Below are 16,329 nucleotides of genomic sequence, written 5' to 3'. Positions count from 1 at the left end.
CTGCGAGGGGGCAGGGGTTGTCGGTCTATGGCGGTCTCTTCACCCATCATCTCTGGGCACGGAACAACGGACACACGTTCTGAGACCGGGGGCACAGCGTGATCCCGCTGCGCCATCGCCTGGTTCCTTGCGAGTTGGCCGCCTCCGCCCCGCGGACAGCCAATGGATCTCGCCGCAAAGGGCGCAACAAGCTCTAAACTATGCGCCCGCCTTGTGTTCATGCCCCCGGAGACCCGATGTTCCCGCGTGCCGCCCGCATCGAAACCTACGATCCCGAACTGGCCCAGGCCATCGCTGCCGAAGCCGGCCGCCAGGAAGACCATGTCGAACTGATCGCCAGCGAGAACTACTGCAGCCCGCTGGTGATGGAAGCCCAGGGCAGCCAGCTGACCAACAAGTACGCCGAGGGCTACCCGGGCAAGCGCTACTACGGCGGCTGCGAATTCGTCGACATCGCCGAGCAGCTGGCGATCGACCGGGTCAAGCAGCTGTTCGGCGCCGACTACGCGAATGTGCAGCCGCATTCGGGCTCGCAGGCCAACCAGGCGGTGTACCTGGCGCTGCTGCAGCCCGGCGACACCATCCTGGGCATGTCGCTGGCCCACGGCGGCCACCTGACCCACGGCGCCAAGGTCAACGTCTCCGGCAAGCTGTTCAACGCGGTGCAGTACGGCGTCGATGCGCAGGGCCTGATCGACTACGCCGAAGTCGAGCGGCTGGCGCTGGAGCACACGCCGAAGATGGTCGTGGCCGGCTTCTCCGCGTATTCGCAGAAGATCGACTGGGCGCGCTTCCGCGCCATCGCCGACCAGGTCGGCGCGTTACTGTTCGTGGACATGGCGCACGTGGCCGGGCTGGTCGCCGCTGGCGTGTACCCGAGCCCGCTGGAACATGCGCACGTGGTCACCTCGACCACCCACAAGACCCTGCGCGGCCCGCGCGGCGGCATCATCCTGGCCAAGGGCGCGAGCGAGGAGCTGGTCAAGAAGCTGCAGTCGATCGTGTTCCCGGGCATCCAGGGCGGCCCGCTGATGCACGTGATCGCGGCCAAGGCGGTGGCGTTCAAGGAAGCGCTGGAGCCGCAGTTCAAGACCTACCAGCAGCAGGTGGTGAAGAACGCGCAGGCGATGGCCAACACGCTGATCGCGCGCGGCTACAAGATCGTCTCCGGCGGCACCGAGAACCACCTGATGCTGGTGGACATGATCGGCAAGGACGTGTCCGGCAAGGACGCGGAAGCCGCGCTCGGCAAGGCCCACATTACCGTCAACAAGAACGCGGTGCCCAACGACCCGCGCTCGCCGTTCGTGACCTCGGGCCTGCGCCTGGGCACCCCGGCCATCACCACCCGCGGCTACCTGGAGCAGGACAGCATCGACCTGGCCAACTGGATCGCCGACGTGCTCGACGCCCCGGCCGACGCCGCGGTGATCGCCCGCGTGCGCGAGGCGGTGACTGCACAGTGCCGGAAGTATCCGGTGTATGGCTGAGATGTCGGGACTCGGGACTCGGGACTCGGGACTCGGCACAGCACCGGCTCCCGCATCCACTGGCATGGCCATCGGGCCGGCCGGTCGATGGATTGCGCGTTTCCCCGAGTCCCGAGTCCCGGGTCCCGAGTCCCGGCGTCCCTGATGCACTGCCCCTTCTGCCAGCACACCGATACCCGCGTGATCGATTCGCGGGTGTCCGAGGACGGCGCGACGATCCGTCGCCGCCGCGAGTGCGAGGCCTGCGGCGAGCGCTTCAGCACGCTGGAGACGATCGAGCTGAAGCTGCCGACGGTGATCAAGAGCGATGGCGGGCGCGAGGCCTTCGATGCGCGCAAGCTGCGCACCAGCTTCGATCGCGCCCTGCAGAAGCGGCCGGTGGCCGAGGAGCAGATCGAGGCGGCGGTGCGTGCGGTAGTGCACCAGCTGCGCATGTCCGGCGAGCGCGAACTGCCGTCGATCCGGGTCGGCGAATACGTGATGGCCGAGCTGCGCAAGCTCGACCATGTCGGCTACGTGCGCTTCGCCTCGGTGTACCGCAGCTTCCAGGACGTGGCCGATTTCCGCGAGGAGATCGAGAAGCTCGAGCGCGAGTTGCCGGTGGGCAGCGAGCAGTTGCCGCTGCTGGAGCTGGTCCGCGCCGACAAGCCGGGCGACAAGTCCGGCAAGCGCTGACGGCGGGCGGCATGCGTATCGTCTGCCTGTGGGAGGCGCCGCAGCACATTGCAGCGTTGGCCCGCGAACACCTGCAGGCCTTCGGCGCGTTGCTGCCGGAATGGGCGCTGGACGAGGCCGAGGCCGACCTGCGCAGCCATCGCTGCGACAGCCGCATTCCGACCAGCTGGATCGCGCTGGAAGGCGACGACTGGCTCGGTTCGGTCAGCCTGCTGCAGAACGACGATGCGCGCATCCGCCAGTTCTCGCCGTGGCTGGCGACGCTGTACGTGCGCCCGCAGGCGCGCAGTGGCGGCGTCGGCGCGCAGCTGGTTGCGCATTGCGTGCAGGCCGCGGCGCGGCTGCAGGCGGGGTATCTGTATCTGTATTGCGAACCGCGGCTGGTGCCGTACTACCAGGGCCTGGGCTGGCAGCCGCATGCACAGCTGCCGCTGGGGCCGTTGCAGGTGACGGTGATGCGCATCGACGCCAGCGCGCTGGCGGCGCCAGCGCAGACCGCATGAGCGCGAACGGCATGAGCGACTTCTCCGCCGACGATCATCGGCACATGGCGCAGGCACTGCGCCTGGCCGAGCGCGGCGCCTACAGCACGCGCCCCAACCCGATGGTCGGCTGCGTGATCGTGCGCGACGGCGAAGTGGTGGGCGAGGGCTTCCACCAGCGCGCCGGCGGCCCGCATGCGGAGGTGTTCGCGCTGCGCGCCGCCGGCGCGCGCGCGCGCGGCGCCACCGCCTATGTGACCCTGGAGCCGTGCGCGCACTACGGGCGCACCCCGCCGTGCGCGCTGGCGCTGATCGAAGCCGGGGTGACGCGGGTGCTGGCGGCGATGGCCGATCCGTTTCCGCAGGTCAACGGCGGCGGCTTCGCGCTGCTGCGCGAGGCCGGCATCGAGGTTCGTTGCGGGCTGATGGACGCGCAGGCGCGCGCGCTGAATCGCGGCTTCCTGTCGCGGGTGGAACGCGGCCGGCCGTGGCTGCGGGTCAAGCTCGGCGCCAGCCTGGACGGGCGCACCGCGCTGGCCAGCGGCGAATCGAAATGGATCACCGGCGCGGCTGCGCGCCAGGACGTGCAGCATTGGCGCGCGCGCGCCGGGGCGATCCTGACCGGCGCCGGCACCGTGCTGGCCGACGACCCGTCGCTGAGCGTGCGCCTGGACGACGGCGCCGAGGTCGTGCCGCCGTTGCGCGTGGTGCTGGATGCGCAGCTGCGCACGCTGCAGCAAGCCAAGGTGCGCGACGCCGCAGCGCCGACCCTGTACCTGCATGCGCCGGGACTGGCGCCGCCATCGCTGCCTGGGGTCGGGTTCGCCGCCGTCGCCTTGCAGGCGGGCCGCTTCGACCTGGACGCGGTGCTGCGCCTGCTCGCCGCGCGCGGCATCAACGAGGTGCAGGTCGAGGCCGGCGCGACCCTGAGCGGCGCGCTGCTGCGCGCCGGCCTGGTCGACGAACTGCTGCTGTACCTGGCGCCGCTGCTGCTCGGCGACGCCGCGCGCCCGCTGCTGGCCGGGCTGGGCATCGATAGCATGGCGCAGCGCGTGCCGCTGCAATTGCTGGAGACGCGCCAGGTCGGCGCCGACCTGCGCCTGCTGCTGCGCCCGCTGGCGGCGGACGCCGCCTAGCCACGGCGCTGCGCTGTGCGCCCACACCCTGACGCGCGCAAGGTTGCCGTCTTCGCCGCGATGCTATGTCCCATCGGCGAGGCGCCTGCGGCGGCGGGCGCCCTGCCGCGCCCTGTTAGAATGCGCACGCCGGTTCGCCGGCAACCACAAACGTCTTCAGGGCGGGGTGCGATTCCCCACCGGCGGTAGGTGCGTTCGCGCACGAGCCCGCGAGCGCTTGGGTGGTCGGACCGGCACGCAGGTGCGGAGTCGGCTGCGCAAGGTCAGCAGATCCGGTCCGACGCCGGAGCCGACGGTATAGTCCGGATGAAAGAAGACGGCTTTCGCGCAGCCTTGCGGCTGTGCGCGCGCCTGTTTGCCTTGTGGCGTTTTTCGCTCACCCTCCTTGCGAGAAACGTTTATGTTCACCGGAATCATCGAAGGCGTCGGCCGCCTCGCCGCGCGCCAGCCGCAGGGCGGCGATATCCGCTTCAGCTTTGCCACCGGCAGCCTGCCGTTCGCCGACGTGCAGCTCGGCGAAAGCATCGCGGTCAACGGCGTGTGCCTGACCGTCGTGGCCTTCGACGCGGCTTCGTTCCAGGCCGATGCGTCCACCGAAACCCTGGCCCTGACCACGCTCGGCACGCTCGCCGAAGGCGCGGCGCTGAACCTGGAGCGGGCGATGCGTCCGACCGACCGGCTCGGCGGGCATCTGGTCAGCGGCCATGTCGATGGCCTCGGCAGCGTGCTGTCGATCCATGAGGACGCGCGCGCGCAACGCTGGCGTTTCGCCGCGCCGCCGGCGCTGCTGCGCTACATCGCCAAGAAAGGCTCGATCTGCGTGGACGGAGTCAGCCTGACCGTCAACGAAGTGGACGATGCCGGCTTCGAGGTGGCGCTGATCCCGCATACGGTGGCGCACACCGCATTCGCGCACACCGCGCTCGGCGCGGCGGTGAACCTGGAGATCGACCTGGTCGCGCGCTACGTCGAACGCCTGCTGCACGGCCGTCAGGGCTGACCTGCGCCGCGTCCGTCATCTGCCGTGCCGTCGCCGCTGCCCGCGGCGCCTTCCGTCTTCTGCGAGTCCCTCATGTCGCCATCCACCGCCCCCAGCCTGAACTTCGCCCCCATCCCCGAGCTGCTGGAGGAAATCCGCGCCGGCCGCATGGTGGTCATTGTCGACGACGAGGACCGCGAGAACGAGGGCGACCTGATCATGGCCGCCGAGCTGGTCAAGCCCTCGGACATCAATTTCATGGTCACCCACGCGCGCGGCCTGGTGTGCCTGTCGCTGACCCGCGAGCGCTGCACGCAGCTCGGGCTGGCGCCGATGGTCCAGCACAACACCGCGCAGTTCCACACCAACTTCACCGTCAGCATCGAGGCCGCCGAAGGCGTCACCACCGGCATCTCCGCCTACGACCGCGCGCATACCGTGCGCACCGCGGTCAAGCCCGACGCCAAGCCGCACGACCTGAGCCAGCCCGGCCACATCTTCCCGCTGATCGCCCAGCCCGGCGGCGTGCTGACCCGCGCCGGCCACACCGAGGCGGCCGGCGACCTGCCGCTGCTGGCCGGGCTGGAGCCGGCCGGAGTGCTGGTGGAAGTGCTCAATCCCGACGGCAGCATGGCGCGGCGCCCGCAACTGGAGGAATTCGCGGGCCTGCACGGGCTGAAGATGGGCTCGATCGCCGACCTGATCGCCTACCGCCTGGCCACCGAGCACACCGTCGAGCGCATCGACGAGCGCAGCATCGAGACCGAGTTCGGCGATTTCACCCTGGTCACCTACCGCGACCGCATCGCCCACGACCTGCATTTCGCACTGGTCCGCGGCACCCTGGACGCGGACACGCCGACCCTGGTGCGGGTGCAGGTGGAAAATCCGCTGGCCGACCTGCTGCACTGGCGCCGCGACGATTTCGGCGTGGCCGCCAGCGACGCGCTGCGCGCGATCGCCGCGGCCGATAGCGGGGTCATGGTGGTGCTGTCGGCGCCGCACGACAGCCAGGCGCTGCTGGCGCGGCTGCGCAAGCAGCCGGACGTGGTCGCCAACAGCAAGGACGTGGGGCAGTGGCGGCGCAACGGCGCCGGCAGCCAGATCCTGGCCGACCTGGGCCTGGGCAAGCTGCGCGTGCTGGGCACGCCGCGCCGCCAGGTCGGCCTGGCCGGGTTCGGGCTGGAGGTGGTGGAGCATGTGGAGGTGTGCGGGGTGCGGGACCGGGGGCCGGGGACCGGGGATCGGGAACAGCAAGAGCCTGCTGCATGAAGTTTCCGCGGGCACGCTGGCGCTTTTCCGGGTCCCCGGTCCCCGGTCCCGAGTCCCGGCTGCACTGCTAAACTCTCCCACCCCCTGAACCCACCACCGCCATGACCCACTACGAAGCCGATCTCCGCGCTCCCGGCGCGGCCCGTTTTGCGATCATCGCCAGTCTCTGGAACGCGCGCATCACCGACGTGCTGGTGGCTGGCGCGCGCGCCAGCCTGCAAGGCAACGGCATCGCCGAGGACGCGGTGGACGTGATCCGTGTGCCCGGCGCCTGGGAACTGCCGCTGGTCGCCGCGCACCTGGCCGCCGCCGGCCGGCATGCGGCGATCATCGCGCTGGGCTGCGTGATCCGCGGCGATACGCGCCACTACGAACACGTGGCCGATGGCTGCGCCCAGGGCCTGCTGCGGGTGTCGCTGGATTTCCGCATCCCGGTGCTCAACGGCGTGCTGGCGGTGGAGCGGGTCGAGGACGCCGAGGCGCGCGCCGGCGGCAGCCACGGCAACAAGGGCGAGGAAGCGGCGCTGGGCGCGCTGGAGATGGTCAATCTTCTGGAGTGCCTGCCGTGAACAAGCCCGCCGGCCACAAGCATGTCCGCCGCGACGGCGTCGATCCGGTGCTGCGTTCGCGCGCGCGCCGGCGCGCGTTGCAGGCGATCTACGCCTGGCAGATCGCCGGCGGCACCGCGCAGCACGTGATCGCGCAGTTCGCGCACGAGCAGGCGCATGAGATCGCCGACCTGGTCTACTTCGAGAACCTGGTCGAAGGCGTGCTCAAGCACCGCGCCGAGCTGGACGCGGCGCTGGTCGGCTACCTGGACCGCACCGTCGAGGAAGTGGACGCGATCGAACGCGCGGTGCTGCGCCTGGCCGCCTACGAACTGCTGCACCGCCACGACGTGCCGTACCGCGTGGTGATCAACGAAGCCATCGAGACCGCCAAGCGCTTCGGCTCCGAACACGGCCACACCTACGTCAACGGCGTGCTCGACCGCGCCGCGCTGGCGTGGCGCACGGTGGAGTCGGGGGGCTGAAGGGCTGGGAATCGGGAATGGCAAAAGCTAAAAGCGGCCGCCGTGGCGGACGTCCCCTGTGGCCAATGATGCCCCGGCGGTTGCCCTCGCTCTTACCATTCCCGGTTCCCCATTCCCCATTCCCGGCCTGCAAATGCCCGAATTCGATCTGATCGATCGCCTGCGTGCCCGCATCGGGACGCACGCGGACGTGCCGTTGGGCATCGGCGACGATGCGGCGCTGCTGCAGCCGCCGCCGGGCGAGCAGCTGGCGATCACCACCGATACGCTCAATGCCGGCGTGCATTTCCCGGCCGAGACCGGCGCCGCCGACATAGGCTGGAAGACCCTGGCGGTGAACCTGTCCGACCTCGCCGCGATGGGCGCACAGCCACGCTGGTGCACGCTGTCGCTGTCGTTGCCGCACGAGGATGCGGGCTGGATCGACGCCTTCGCCGACGGCTTCTTCGCGCTGGCCGATGCGCACGCCATCGTGCTGGCCGGTGGCGACACCACGCGCGGGCCGTTGTCGCTGTCGGTGACCGCGATCGGCAGCGTGGCGCCGGGCGCGGCGCTGCGCCGCGACGGCGCGCAGCCGGGCGACGAGATCTGGGTCAGCGGGCGTCCGGGCGAGGCCGCCGCGGCGCTGGCGCTGTGGCAGGCCGGGCGCCTGGACGTGGCCCATGCCGCCGCCGATCCGATCCACGAACACCTGCGCCAGCGCCTGCTGCGGCCGTCGCCACGGGTGCAGGCCGGGCTGTGTTTGCGCGGGCTGGCGCACGCCTGTGTGGACATCTCCGACGGCCTGCTGGCCGACCTGGAGCACATCTGCGCGCGCAGCGGTGTCGGCGCCGAACTGTGGCTCGCCGCGCTGCCGGCGGCGGCCGCGCCGGCAGAGGCGAGCGCTGCGCAAGTGCACGCCTGGCAGTTGGGCGGCGGCGACGACTACGAACTGTGCTTCACCGCCGCCCCGGCGCAGCGCGCGGCCATCGTGCAGGCGCTGCAGGCGATCGGCGAGGAAGCCACGCCGATCGGCCGCATCGTCGCCGGCGGCGGCATCGTCGTCCGCGACGCGGACGGCCAGCCCTGGCAACCGCCGCGACGCGGCTACGAGCATTTTTTCGCCGGCTAGGGGACGTCTGCGAGACGCGTTCGCGCCGGACCCTCACCCCAACCCCTCTTCCGGCGGGAGAGCGGCCAAGGCGCGCCGCGGCTCGACCATACTGTGCCGCACTGCGGCGTGAACTTGTCCGTACCCGCTGGTATGGTTGCGACGCCCGACTCCCCACGTCGGCGTACCCGTAACCGTTTCTGGCAGCCGGGCCATTCCGGTCCGGCGCCCTCTGGGAGGCAGTACATGCGTACGTCCGTGTCCCGCTGCATCGCCCTGTGCGCGATGCTTTTGTTCTCCGCCGCCGCCTTCGCCGGCGGTTTCAGCAACCAGTACCGGACCATCACCAGTTGGGACGGCACCAAGCTCGGGGCGCTGGTGCTGGTCCCCCAGGGTCAAGGCCCCGGGCCGTTCCCGCTGGTGGTGATGCCGGCCAGCTGGTCGTTGCCCAATCTGGAATACGTGGGCCGCGCCAGCGAACTGGCCAGCGACGGCTACGTCGTGGTCAGCTACACCTCGCGCGGGTTCTGGGATTCGGCCGGGCAGATCGACATCGCCGGGGCGCCGACGGTGGAGGATGTCAGCACGGTGATCGACTGGGCGCTGGCCAATACCCCGGCCAATGCCAAGGCGATCGGCGTGTCCGGCATTTCCTACGGCGCCGGCACCAGCCTGCTCGCCGCCGCGCGCGATCCGCGGATCAAGGCGGTCGCCGCGCTCAGCGGCTGGGCCGACCTGCAGGCCTCGCTGTATGCGAACGCCACGGTCAGCCAACAGGGCGTCGGCCTGCTGGTCGCCTCCGGCGCGATCACCGGCCGGCCCGGGCCGGACCTGGCGCAGATCAGCGCGCGGGTCGCGGGCGGCGACTACGACGGCGCGGTGCAGGGCTTCCTGCCCAAAGCCGGCGAACGCAGCGTGATCAACGAAGTGCAGGCGCTCAACCGCAACGGCACGGCGGTGCTGCTGGCCAACGCGTTCAACGACGGCCTGTTCCCGCCGAACCAGTACATCGATCTGTACAACCGCCTGAGCGTGCCCAAGCATCTGATGTTCAGCCAGGGCGACCACGCCACCGCCGAACTGCCGGGCGCACTCGGTCTGCCGAACGAGATCTACACCGAGACCACCCGCTGGTTCGACCATTACCTCAAGGGCCAGGCCAACGGCGTGGACAGCGAGCAGCCGGTGCAGCTGTCCACCCTCGGCGGCACCTGGCTGCGCTATGCCGACTGGAACAGCGTGCAGGCCGGCGCGACCAGGTACGCGCTGACCCGCCCGAGCGGCCTGATCGCGACCGGTGCGCTGAGCAGCGGTGCCAGCAATGGCTGGAGCCACCGCATCGCCACCGGCGTGCCGACCCTGGCCGATTCGGGCGTGCTGCTGGTCAGCGGCCTGCTGCAGGGCCTGGGCCAGCCGGTCAGCACCTCGCTCCCGCTGGTGGACCGCAACGGCGCGGCGGTGTGGAGCGGGCCGGTGCTCAGCAGCGCCAAGCGTCTGGCCGGTAGCCCATCGTTGCGGGTCACGGTGACCCCGAGCCAGGCCAATGTGTCGCTGTTCGCCTATCTTTACAGCATGAACGGGCTCGGCGTGGCGCAACTGCTCAGCCATGCGCCGTACTCGCTGCGCAACGCGACCCCGGGCGTGGCGACCACGATCGACCTGCCGCTGCAGGCGACCGCCGCCGAGATCCCGGCCGGCAACCGCTTGGTGCTGGTGGTGGACACCACCGATCCGCGCTACAGCTCGGCCAGCCGCTTCGGCGGCAGCGTCAGCTTCAGTTCGCCGGCGGCGGCGCCGTCCAGCCTGAGCGTGCCGCTGCACTGACCTCGACCGCGGGCGCTCCCTGCAACGGGGAGTGCCCACGATGGCGCGACACGCAAGCTGTCGCGCCATCGTGCGCGCGCTGATGCCGCGCTGCCGAGGCTCGATGCATCGCTGCGACGCTGCGACGCAGCTTCGCTGCCGATCAGATGGCCACCGCGCCATACCGCGCCCGCCGCGAATTTACGCAGGATTTATTCAAATCCCTCGCGGGTTTGCAACGAAGATATTCGGCGATTCCTATACTTTCCGCGCTGACACCGAGGGCGGTTTGATGGAATCGATGGATGGATGTTTGCTCTTGTTGCCGACCACGCCGAGCACCGCGTTGTGGCGGTTGCGCCTGGCGTCCATCGACACCATCGGCGGCATGCGCAGCACGTATCGCATGGCCTGCGCACTGCGCTCCACGCGCGAGGTTTCCGCCACGCAGATGCGGCAGCGCCGTCGCCGCGCCGGCATCCCGCTCCGATCGGGTTGATCGCCGCGCCGCGCGTTCGGCGGCCTCATCCCATCGTGTCCGCCGGCCCTGCGCAGGGGCACCGGCATCGCGCGACGGCGCGCCGATCAGGCGCGCGGCGCAAGCGCCACTGTGCCCATTTTCCATCCACCGAAGAGGACGGCTCGCTGCGAGCCGGTTTTGCGATGTCCATGAAGTTCACTCCGTTGTTCGTGTCCCTGGCGCTGCTCTGTGCGGGCAAGGCTGTTGCGGTCGAAACCGCAGCGCCGGTCTCCGCGTCCGTGCCGCCACCGCTGCAGGAGCGCGCCACGCCGGCCAGCGCCGACTGTTCCAACGGCTTCCTGTCGCGGTTGGCGGCCGCGTATCGCGAGGACGCCCAGCCAGCCGATCCGGATGCGCCCGCACCGGCGCGGCGCGGCATGCAGTCGCCGTTTTCCTCGCCGCCCTTCCCCTCGGCGGAATGGCAGCTCGGCGCGGTGGACTATCCGCTCGGCGTGCCCAACGAGAATGCGCAGTATCCGGTCGAGAAGGCGCTGGCATGCACGCGCGCCGGGCAGTGGATGACGCGCAACCGCATCGAGCTGTACGGCTGGATCAACCCGTCGCTCAATGCCAGCACTTCGGCGCATACCAACTATCCGCTGTCCTATTCCACGCGGCCCAACCGCGGCGAGTTCGACCAGGCCCTGATCCGCCTGCAGCGCGTGCCCGATACGGTGCAAACCGACCATGTGGATTGGGGCTTCCACTTCGACGACCTGTATGGCTACGACTACCACTACACGACGATGAAGGGGGTCACCAGCGACCAGCTGCTGCATCACCCCAATCCCGATAGCGCGCTCAACGGCAAGATCTACGGCAACGACCCGATGATCGCCTACGTGGACCTGTACCTGCCGTCGGTCGCGCAAGGCATGCTGATCACCGCCGGCCGCTATCTCTCGCTGCCGGACATCGAGGCGCAGTTTTCGCCCAACAACTACCTGATGACGCACTCGATCCTGTACACGATCGATGCCTATACCAACATGGGCATCCTCACCACCACCAAGCTCAACGACCAGTGGACGCTGCAGCTCGGCGTGCATGGCGGCGACGATTCGGCGATCTGGGATTCGACCAGCCGGGTGAGCGCACAGGCCTGTGTGCGCTGGGTGTCCAGGAGCAACAACGACATGTTCTATCCCTGCGTGGAGTCGTACAACCACTCAGCGCAGACCTACAACAACCTGCAGGAATTCGTGCTGACCTGGGGACACCGCTTCTCGCCGCAGGTGCATATGCTCACCGAGGCTTATCACCTCTATGTGCGCGACCAGGCGCTGGCCACCGATCCGTCGCAATCGCATGCGCCGACCGGCCGGCCGGGCTATCCCCTGGGCGAAGCGCCGGATTTCCCGCTGGGCCGCAGCACCGCCGACGCCATCGTCAACTACCTCAACATCCAGCTCGATCCTGCCGACATGCTGTCGATACGCAACGAGTTCGTCGACGACCACGACGGCCAGCGCACCGGCTTCGCCACGCGCTATTCCAGCCATACCATCGGCATGACCCATTGGGTGTCGCAGGATCTGGAGATCCGCCCCGAACTGCGTTATGAGCGCGCCTACGATTTCCCGGCCTACGACGGCGGCCGCAAGAACCACCAGGCGGTGGCGCTGATCGACGCGATCCTGCACTACTGAGCGCACCGCGCCGCGCCGGCACCGCAGCAGGCGGCGGTGCGGCGCGGCCGATCGCATCCATTCGTCGGCTTTACGCAGAATTTATGCCGCGCGCGTGCCTTCGACACAGAGAGTTTATGGCGCTTGCTCCGACAATGCCGGCCTGGGACAGCGAGGCCGGTCCGGTGCGATGTCCATGGTTACCGCGTTTTCTGCAGCACCTCTTTGGCGCGTTCGGCGCCAAAGGGTTCTTTTTCGCGATTTTCAGGTCCGCTGTGCGTGCGGACCCTTCACCTGTCCGGAGTTGACACCATGAGCGGTTGGCTTTCGTTCGTTTGCGGCATGGCGGTGATCGTCGCCGCCGGCTACCTGTTGTACGTGATTTTGCGTCCCGAAGACTTCTGAGCCGAGTGCCACTGCCATGATCGATACATTGCTTGTCTATGCGCTCGCGCTGCTGCTGGGGTGGCCGTTGGGCCTGTACCTGGCCAAAGTGATGCGCGGGGCGCCGATGCGCGGCGACGCGCTGTTCGGCTGGATCGAACGCCCGCTGTACCGCCTGCTCGGCACCGATCCGGCGCGCGGCATGCACTGGCGCGGCTATGCCGGCGCGTTCCTGGCCAGCAACCTGGTGCTGGGCGTGCTGGTGTTCGCGCTGTTCGTGACCCAGGCCTGGCTGCCGCTGAATCCCGATGCGGTGCCGAACATGCGCTGGGACGTGGCCCTGCACACCATGGTCTCGTTCCTGACCAATACCGACCAGCAGCATTATTCCGGCCAGGCGCAGCTGTCGTATCTGTCGCAGGCGGTGGGCGTGGTCGGGCTGCAGTTCGTCACCCCGATGATGGGCCTGGCGCTGGTGGTGGCGACCTTGCGTGCGCTGTTCGGGGGGCGAACGGCCGCAGCGAGCGGCGGTACCCAGCAGGCCACGCTCAGCGTCGACGAAGCCGACGTCGGCAACTACTGGGCCGACGTGATCCGGCCGACGCTGCGCTTCCTGCTGCCGCTGTGCCTGCTGTGGACCGTGCTGCTGACCCAGCAGGGCGTGCCGTCCACGCTGGCCGCCGGCCCGGTGGCGACGCCGCTGGACGCCAGCGCCGGCATGGCCGCGCAGAAGATCCCGCTCGGCCCGGTCGCGGCGATGGTGGCAATCAAGCAGCTCGGCACCAACGGCGGCGGCTGGTACGGCCCCAACAGCGCGATGGCGCTGGAGAACCCGACCCCGTTCTCCAATCTGCTGGAAGCGCTGGCGATCGTGCTGATCCCGGTGGCGATCGCGTTCATGGTCGGCCCGTTCACCGGGCGGCGCAAATTCACCGTGCTGGTGTTCGGCAGCATGCTGGCGATGTCGCTGGCCTCCACCGCGGTGTCGGTGTGGTCCGAAGGCCATTCGGCCAGCACCGCGAGCGCGGCGCTGATGGAAGGCAAGGAGGTGCGCTTCGGCGTCGATGCGTCGGCGGCATGGTCGTCGCTGACCACGCAGACCTCCAACGGCTCGGTCAATGCGATGCACGATTCGCTGGCGCCGCTGACCGGCGGCGTGGCCATGATCAACATGCTGGTCAACGCGATCTGGGGCGGCATCGGCTGCGGCCTGCAGCAGTTCCTGGTGTATCTGCTGCTCAGCGTGTTTCTGGCCGGATTGATGACCGGACGCACGCCGGAGCTGTTCGGGCGCAAGATCGAAGCCGGCGAAGTGCGCCTGCTGGCCTTGCTGATCCTGCTGCAGCCGCTGGTGCTGCTCGGCTTCACCGCGTTGACCCTGGCCATGCCGGCGGCGATCACCGCCACCTCCAATCCCGGCTTCCACGGCATCAGCCAGGTGTTCTACGAGTACACCTCGGCGTTCGCCAACAACGGCTCAGGCTTCGAAGGCCTCGGCGACGGTATTCCGTGGTGGAACCTGACCTGCACGCTGGTGTTGATCCTGGGCCGCTATCCGGCGCTGATCGTGCCGCTGATCGTGGCTGCGCAGATGGCGCGCAAGCGGGTGGCGCCGGAAACCGGCGGCAGCCTGCAGGTGGAAACGCCGACCTTCGCGCTGACCTTGATTGCGGTCATCGCGGTCCTGACCGTTCTGCAATTCACGCCGGCACTGGTGTTGGGCCCGATCGCCGATCACCTGACGCTTGCCGCGCACTGAGACCACGACCATGAGCACCCCGCTTCCGCAAGCTTCTTCCTCCGTCCACAGGCCCGGCCTGCTCGACGGCCCCGCGCTGCGCGCCGCGTTGCGCGCCAGCGTGCTGAAACTTTCGCCCCGCCATCTGCTCGGCAGTCCGGTGATGGCGGTGGTGTTCGCCGGCACCTTGCTGTCGGCGTTGATCACCGCGGCCGGGCAGGGCGCGCCCGGCTTCGGCTGGGCGGTGACCGCGATCCTGCTGATCACCGTGCTGTTCGGCAATTTCGCCGAAGCGGTGGCCGAGGCGCGCGGCCGCGGCCAGGCCGCCTCGCTGCGGCGCGCGCGCAAGGACCTGGTGGCGCGTCGGGTGAGCAGCGCGCAACTGGACGGCGAAACCAGCATTCCCGCCGCCGAACTGAAGCCTGGCGACCTGGTGGTGATCTCCGCCGGCGAACTGATCCCGGCCGACGGCGAGATCGTGCACGGCGTGGCCACCATCAACGAGGCCGCGGTCACCGGCGAATCGGCGCCGGTGCTGCGCGAGGCCGGCACCGACCGCTCCGGCGTGATCGGCGGCACCAAGGTGCTGTCCGACGAGATCGTGGTGAAGGTCACCGCCGAGCCCGGCCACAGCTTCCTGGACCGCATGATCGCGCTGGTCGAGGGCGCCAACCGGCAGAAGACCCCGAACGAGATCGCGCTGACCATGCTGCTGGCGGCGATGACCCTGACCTTCCTGATCGTGGTCGCGACCTTGCCGGTGATCGCCGGCTTCGTCGGGGTCAAGGTCGATCCGCTGCTGCTGATCGCGCTGCTGGTGTGCCTGATCCCGACCACCATCGGCGGGCTGTTGCCGGCGATCGGCATCGCCGGCATGAACCGCGCGTTGTCGGCGAACGTGCTGGCCAAGTCGGGCAAGGCGGTGGAGGTGGCCGGCGACGTCGACGTGCTGCTGCTGGACAAGACCGGCACCATCACCCACGGCGACCGCCAGGCCACCGTATTCCACGCGCTCAGCGGCGTCGATGCGCTGCAGCTGCGCGAGGCGGCGATGCTGTCCTCGCTGGCCGATCCGACCCCGGAAGGCAAGTCGATCGTGCGCCTGGCGCGCGAGCAGGGCATGCCGCTGGCCGATCCGGACGGCGCCAGCTTCGTCGCCTTCACCGCGCAGACGCGCATGTCCGGCGTCGATCTGGCCGCGCAGGGGCAGCAGGCGCCGCGTTCGATCCGCAAAGGCGCCGCCGACGCGGTGATCCGCCACGTCACCGCGTTGGGCGGGCAGGTGCCGGCGGAACTGAAGGGCCGCGTCGAGCAGGTCGCGCGCAGCGGCGCCACGCCGCTGGTGGTGGCCGAAGGCCGCCATGTGCTCGGCGTGGTCGAACTGTCGGACGTGGTCAAGCACGGCGTGCGCGAGAAGTTCGCGCGGCTGCGTGCGATGGGCGTGAAGACGGTGATGATCACCGGCGACAACCCGCTCACCGCCGCGGCGATCGCCGCCGAGGCCGGTGTGGACGACTACATCGCCGAGGCCACGCCGGAAGACAAGCTCGCGCGCATCCGCGCCGAGCAGGCCGGCGGGCGCCTGGTGGCGATGGTCGGCGACGGCACCAACGATGCGCCGGCGCTGGCCCAGGCCGACGTCGGCCTGGCGATGAACTCGGGCACGCAGGCGGCCAAGGAAGCCGGCAACATGGTCGATCTGGATTCGGATCCGGCCAAGCTGCTGGCGGTGGTGGAAGTGGGCAAGCAGCAGTTGATCACCCGCGGCGCGCTGACCACCTTCTCGCTGGCCAACGATGTGTCCAAGTACTTCGCGATCCTGCCGGCGCTGTTCGCCGCCTCGATCCCGCAGATGGCGGCGCTGAACGTGATGCACCTGTCCAGCCCGACGCATGCGGTGCTGGCCGCGCTGATCTTCAACGCGCTGGTGATTCCGGCGCTGATCCCGCTGGCGTTGCGCGGCGTGCGCTTCACCCCGGCCACGGCGACCTCGCTGCTGCGCCGGAACATGCTGATCTACGGCGTCGGCGGCGTGCTGCTGCCGTTCGTCGGGATCAAATTGATCGACATGATCCTGGTGGCGCTGGGCTGAGCCCGGC

At 69.5% G+C, this 16,329-nt stretch carries 15 protein-coding genes and 1 riboswitch; all 15 genes read left to right on the top strand.

Translation table 11 applies throughout. The annotated features are described in order from the left end of the window. The first annotated feature begins 236 nt into the window (after positions 1–236). The 15 genes from glyA to kdpB all read left to right on the top strand — a co-directional run bounded on the left by glyA (position 237) and on the right by kdpB (position 16,322). The gene (glyA, locus tag KHF85_RS16690) at positions 237–1,490 is read left to right on the top strand and encodes a serine hydroxymethyltransferase (RefSeq protein ID WP_284567511.1); all 1,254 of its coding nucleotides are present in this window, start codon (positions 237–239) and stop codon (positions 1,488–1,490) included. Positions 1,491–1,634: 144 nt separating this feature from the next. Next, positions 1,635–2,165, top strand: coding sequence for a transcriptional regulator NrdR (gene nrdR, locus KHF85_RS16685; protein WP_009576486.1), 531 nt, complete (start codon positions 1,635–1,637; stop codon positions 2,163–2,165). Between the two features lie 11 nt (positions 2,166–2,176). Next, the gene (locus KHF85_RS16680) at positions 2,177–2,668 is read left to right on the top strand and encodes a GNAT family N-acetyltransferase (protein ID WP_284567510.1); all 492 of its coding nucleotides are present in this window, start codon (positions 2,177–2,179) and stop codon (positions 2,666–2,668) included. Continuing rightward, complete coding sequence (gene ribD / locus KHF85_RS16675) at positions 2,665–3,783, top strand: bifunctional diaminohydroxyphosphoribosylaminopyrimidine deaminase/5-amino-6-(5-phosphoribosylamino)uracil reductase RibD (RefSeq protein WP_409976626.1); 1,119 nt, start codon at positions 2,665–2,667, stop codon at positions 3,781–3,783. The genes KHF85_RS16680 and ribD overlap by 4 nt, the downstream gene beginning before the upstream one ends. Positions 3,784–3,931: 148 nt before the next feature. Continuing rightward, positions 3,932–4,105: riboswitch (FMN riboswitch) on the top strand. Positions 4,106–4,183: 78 nt separating this feature from the next. Further along, a complete protein-coding gene (locus KHF85_RS16670; RefSeq protein ID WP_284567508.1) occupies positions 4,184–4,783 on the top strand; it encodes a riboflavin synthase in 600 nt (199 codons plus the stop codon). Between the two features lie 96 nt (positions 4,784–4,879). Next, complete coding sequence (ribB, locus tag KHF85_RS16665) at positions 4,880–6,034, top strand: 3,4-dihydroxy-2-butanone-4-phosphate synthase (protein WP_284569584.1); 1,155 nt, start codon at positions 4,880–4,882, stop codon at positions 6,032–6,034. Between the two features lie 101 nt (positions 6,035–6,135). Beyond that, on the top strand, positions 6,136–6,603 hold the full coding sequence (gene ribH / locus KHF85_RS16660) for a 6,7-dimethyl-8-ribityllumazine synthase (protein ID WP_284567507.1): 468 nt from the start codon (positions 6,136–6,138) through the stop codon (positions 6,601–6,603). Further along, positions 6,600–7,067, top strand: coding sequence for a transcription antitermination factor NusB (gene nusB, locus KHF85_RS16655; protein WP_003466187.1), 468 nt, complete (start codon positions 6,600–6,602; stop codon positions 7,065–7,067). The genes ribH and nusB overlap by 4 nt, the downstream gene beginning before the upstream one ends. A 133-nt stretch (positions 7,068–7,200) precedes the next feature. Beyond that, a complete protein-coding gene (gene thiL / locus KHF85_RS16650) occupies positions 7,201–8,178 on the top strand; it encodes a thiamine-phosphate kinase (RefSeq protein WP_284567506.1) in 978 nt (325 codons plus the stop codon). A 225-nt stretch (positions 8,179–8,403) separates the two neighbouring features. Further along, positions 8,404–9,981 carry a CocE/NonD family hydrolase gene (locus tag KHF85_RS16645; protein ID WP_284567505.1) on the top strand — a complete coding sequence of 526 codons (1,578 nt, stop codon included), beginning with the start codon at positions 8,404–8,406 and terminating at the stop codon, positions 9,979–9,981. A 40-nt stretch (positions 9,982–10,021) separates the two neighbouring features. After that, entirely contained in the window at positions 10,022–10,459 is a 438-nt protein-coding gene (locus KHF85_RS16640) for a hypothetical protein (RefSeq protein ID WP_284567504.1), read from the top strand. A gap of 164 nt (positions 10,460–10,623) precedes the next feature. Further along, the gene (locus tag KHF85_RS16635) at positions 10,624–12,129 is read left to right on the top strand and encodes an outer membrane beta-barrel protein (RefSeq protein WP_284567503.1); all 1,506 of its coding nucleotides are present in this window, start codon (positions 10,624–10,626) and stop codon (positions 12,127–12,129) included. A 291-nt stretch (positions 12,130–12,420) separates the two neighbouring features. Further along, complete coding sequence (locus KHF85_RS16630) at positions 12,421–12,513, top strand: potassium-transporting ATPase subunit F (RefSeq protein ID WP_003466177.1); 93 nt, start codon at positions 12,421–12,423, stop codon at positions 12,511–12,513. Positions 12,514–12,529: 16 nt separating this feature from the next. After that, complete coding sequence (kdpA, locus tag KHF85_RS16625) at positions 12,530–14,251, top strand: potassium-transporting ATPase subunit KdpA (protein ID WP_284567502.1); 1,722 nt, start codon at positions 12,530–12,532, stop codon at positions 14,249–14,251. Positions 14,252–14,261: 10 nt separating this feature from the next. Continuing rightward, complete coding sequence (gene kdpB / locus KHF85_RS16620) at positions 14,262–16,322, top strand: potassium-transporting ATPase subunit KdpB (RefSeq protein ID WP_284567501.1); 2,061 nt, start codon at positions 14,262–14,264, stop codon at positions 16,320–16,322. Positions 16,323–16,329 lie beyond the last annotated feature (7 nt).

This window comes from Xanthomonas graminis pv. graminis (assembly GCF_030168915.1).
In the GTDB taxonomy this organism is placed as follows: Bacteria; Pseudomonadota; Gammaproteobacteria; order Xanthomonadales; family Xanthomonadaceae; genus Xanthomonas_A; species Xanthomonas_A translucens.
This window is presented reverse-complemented; position numbering and strand designations above follow the sequence as displayed.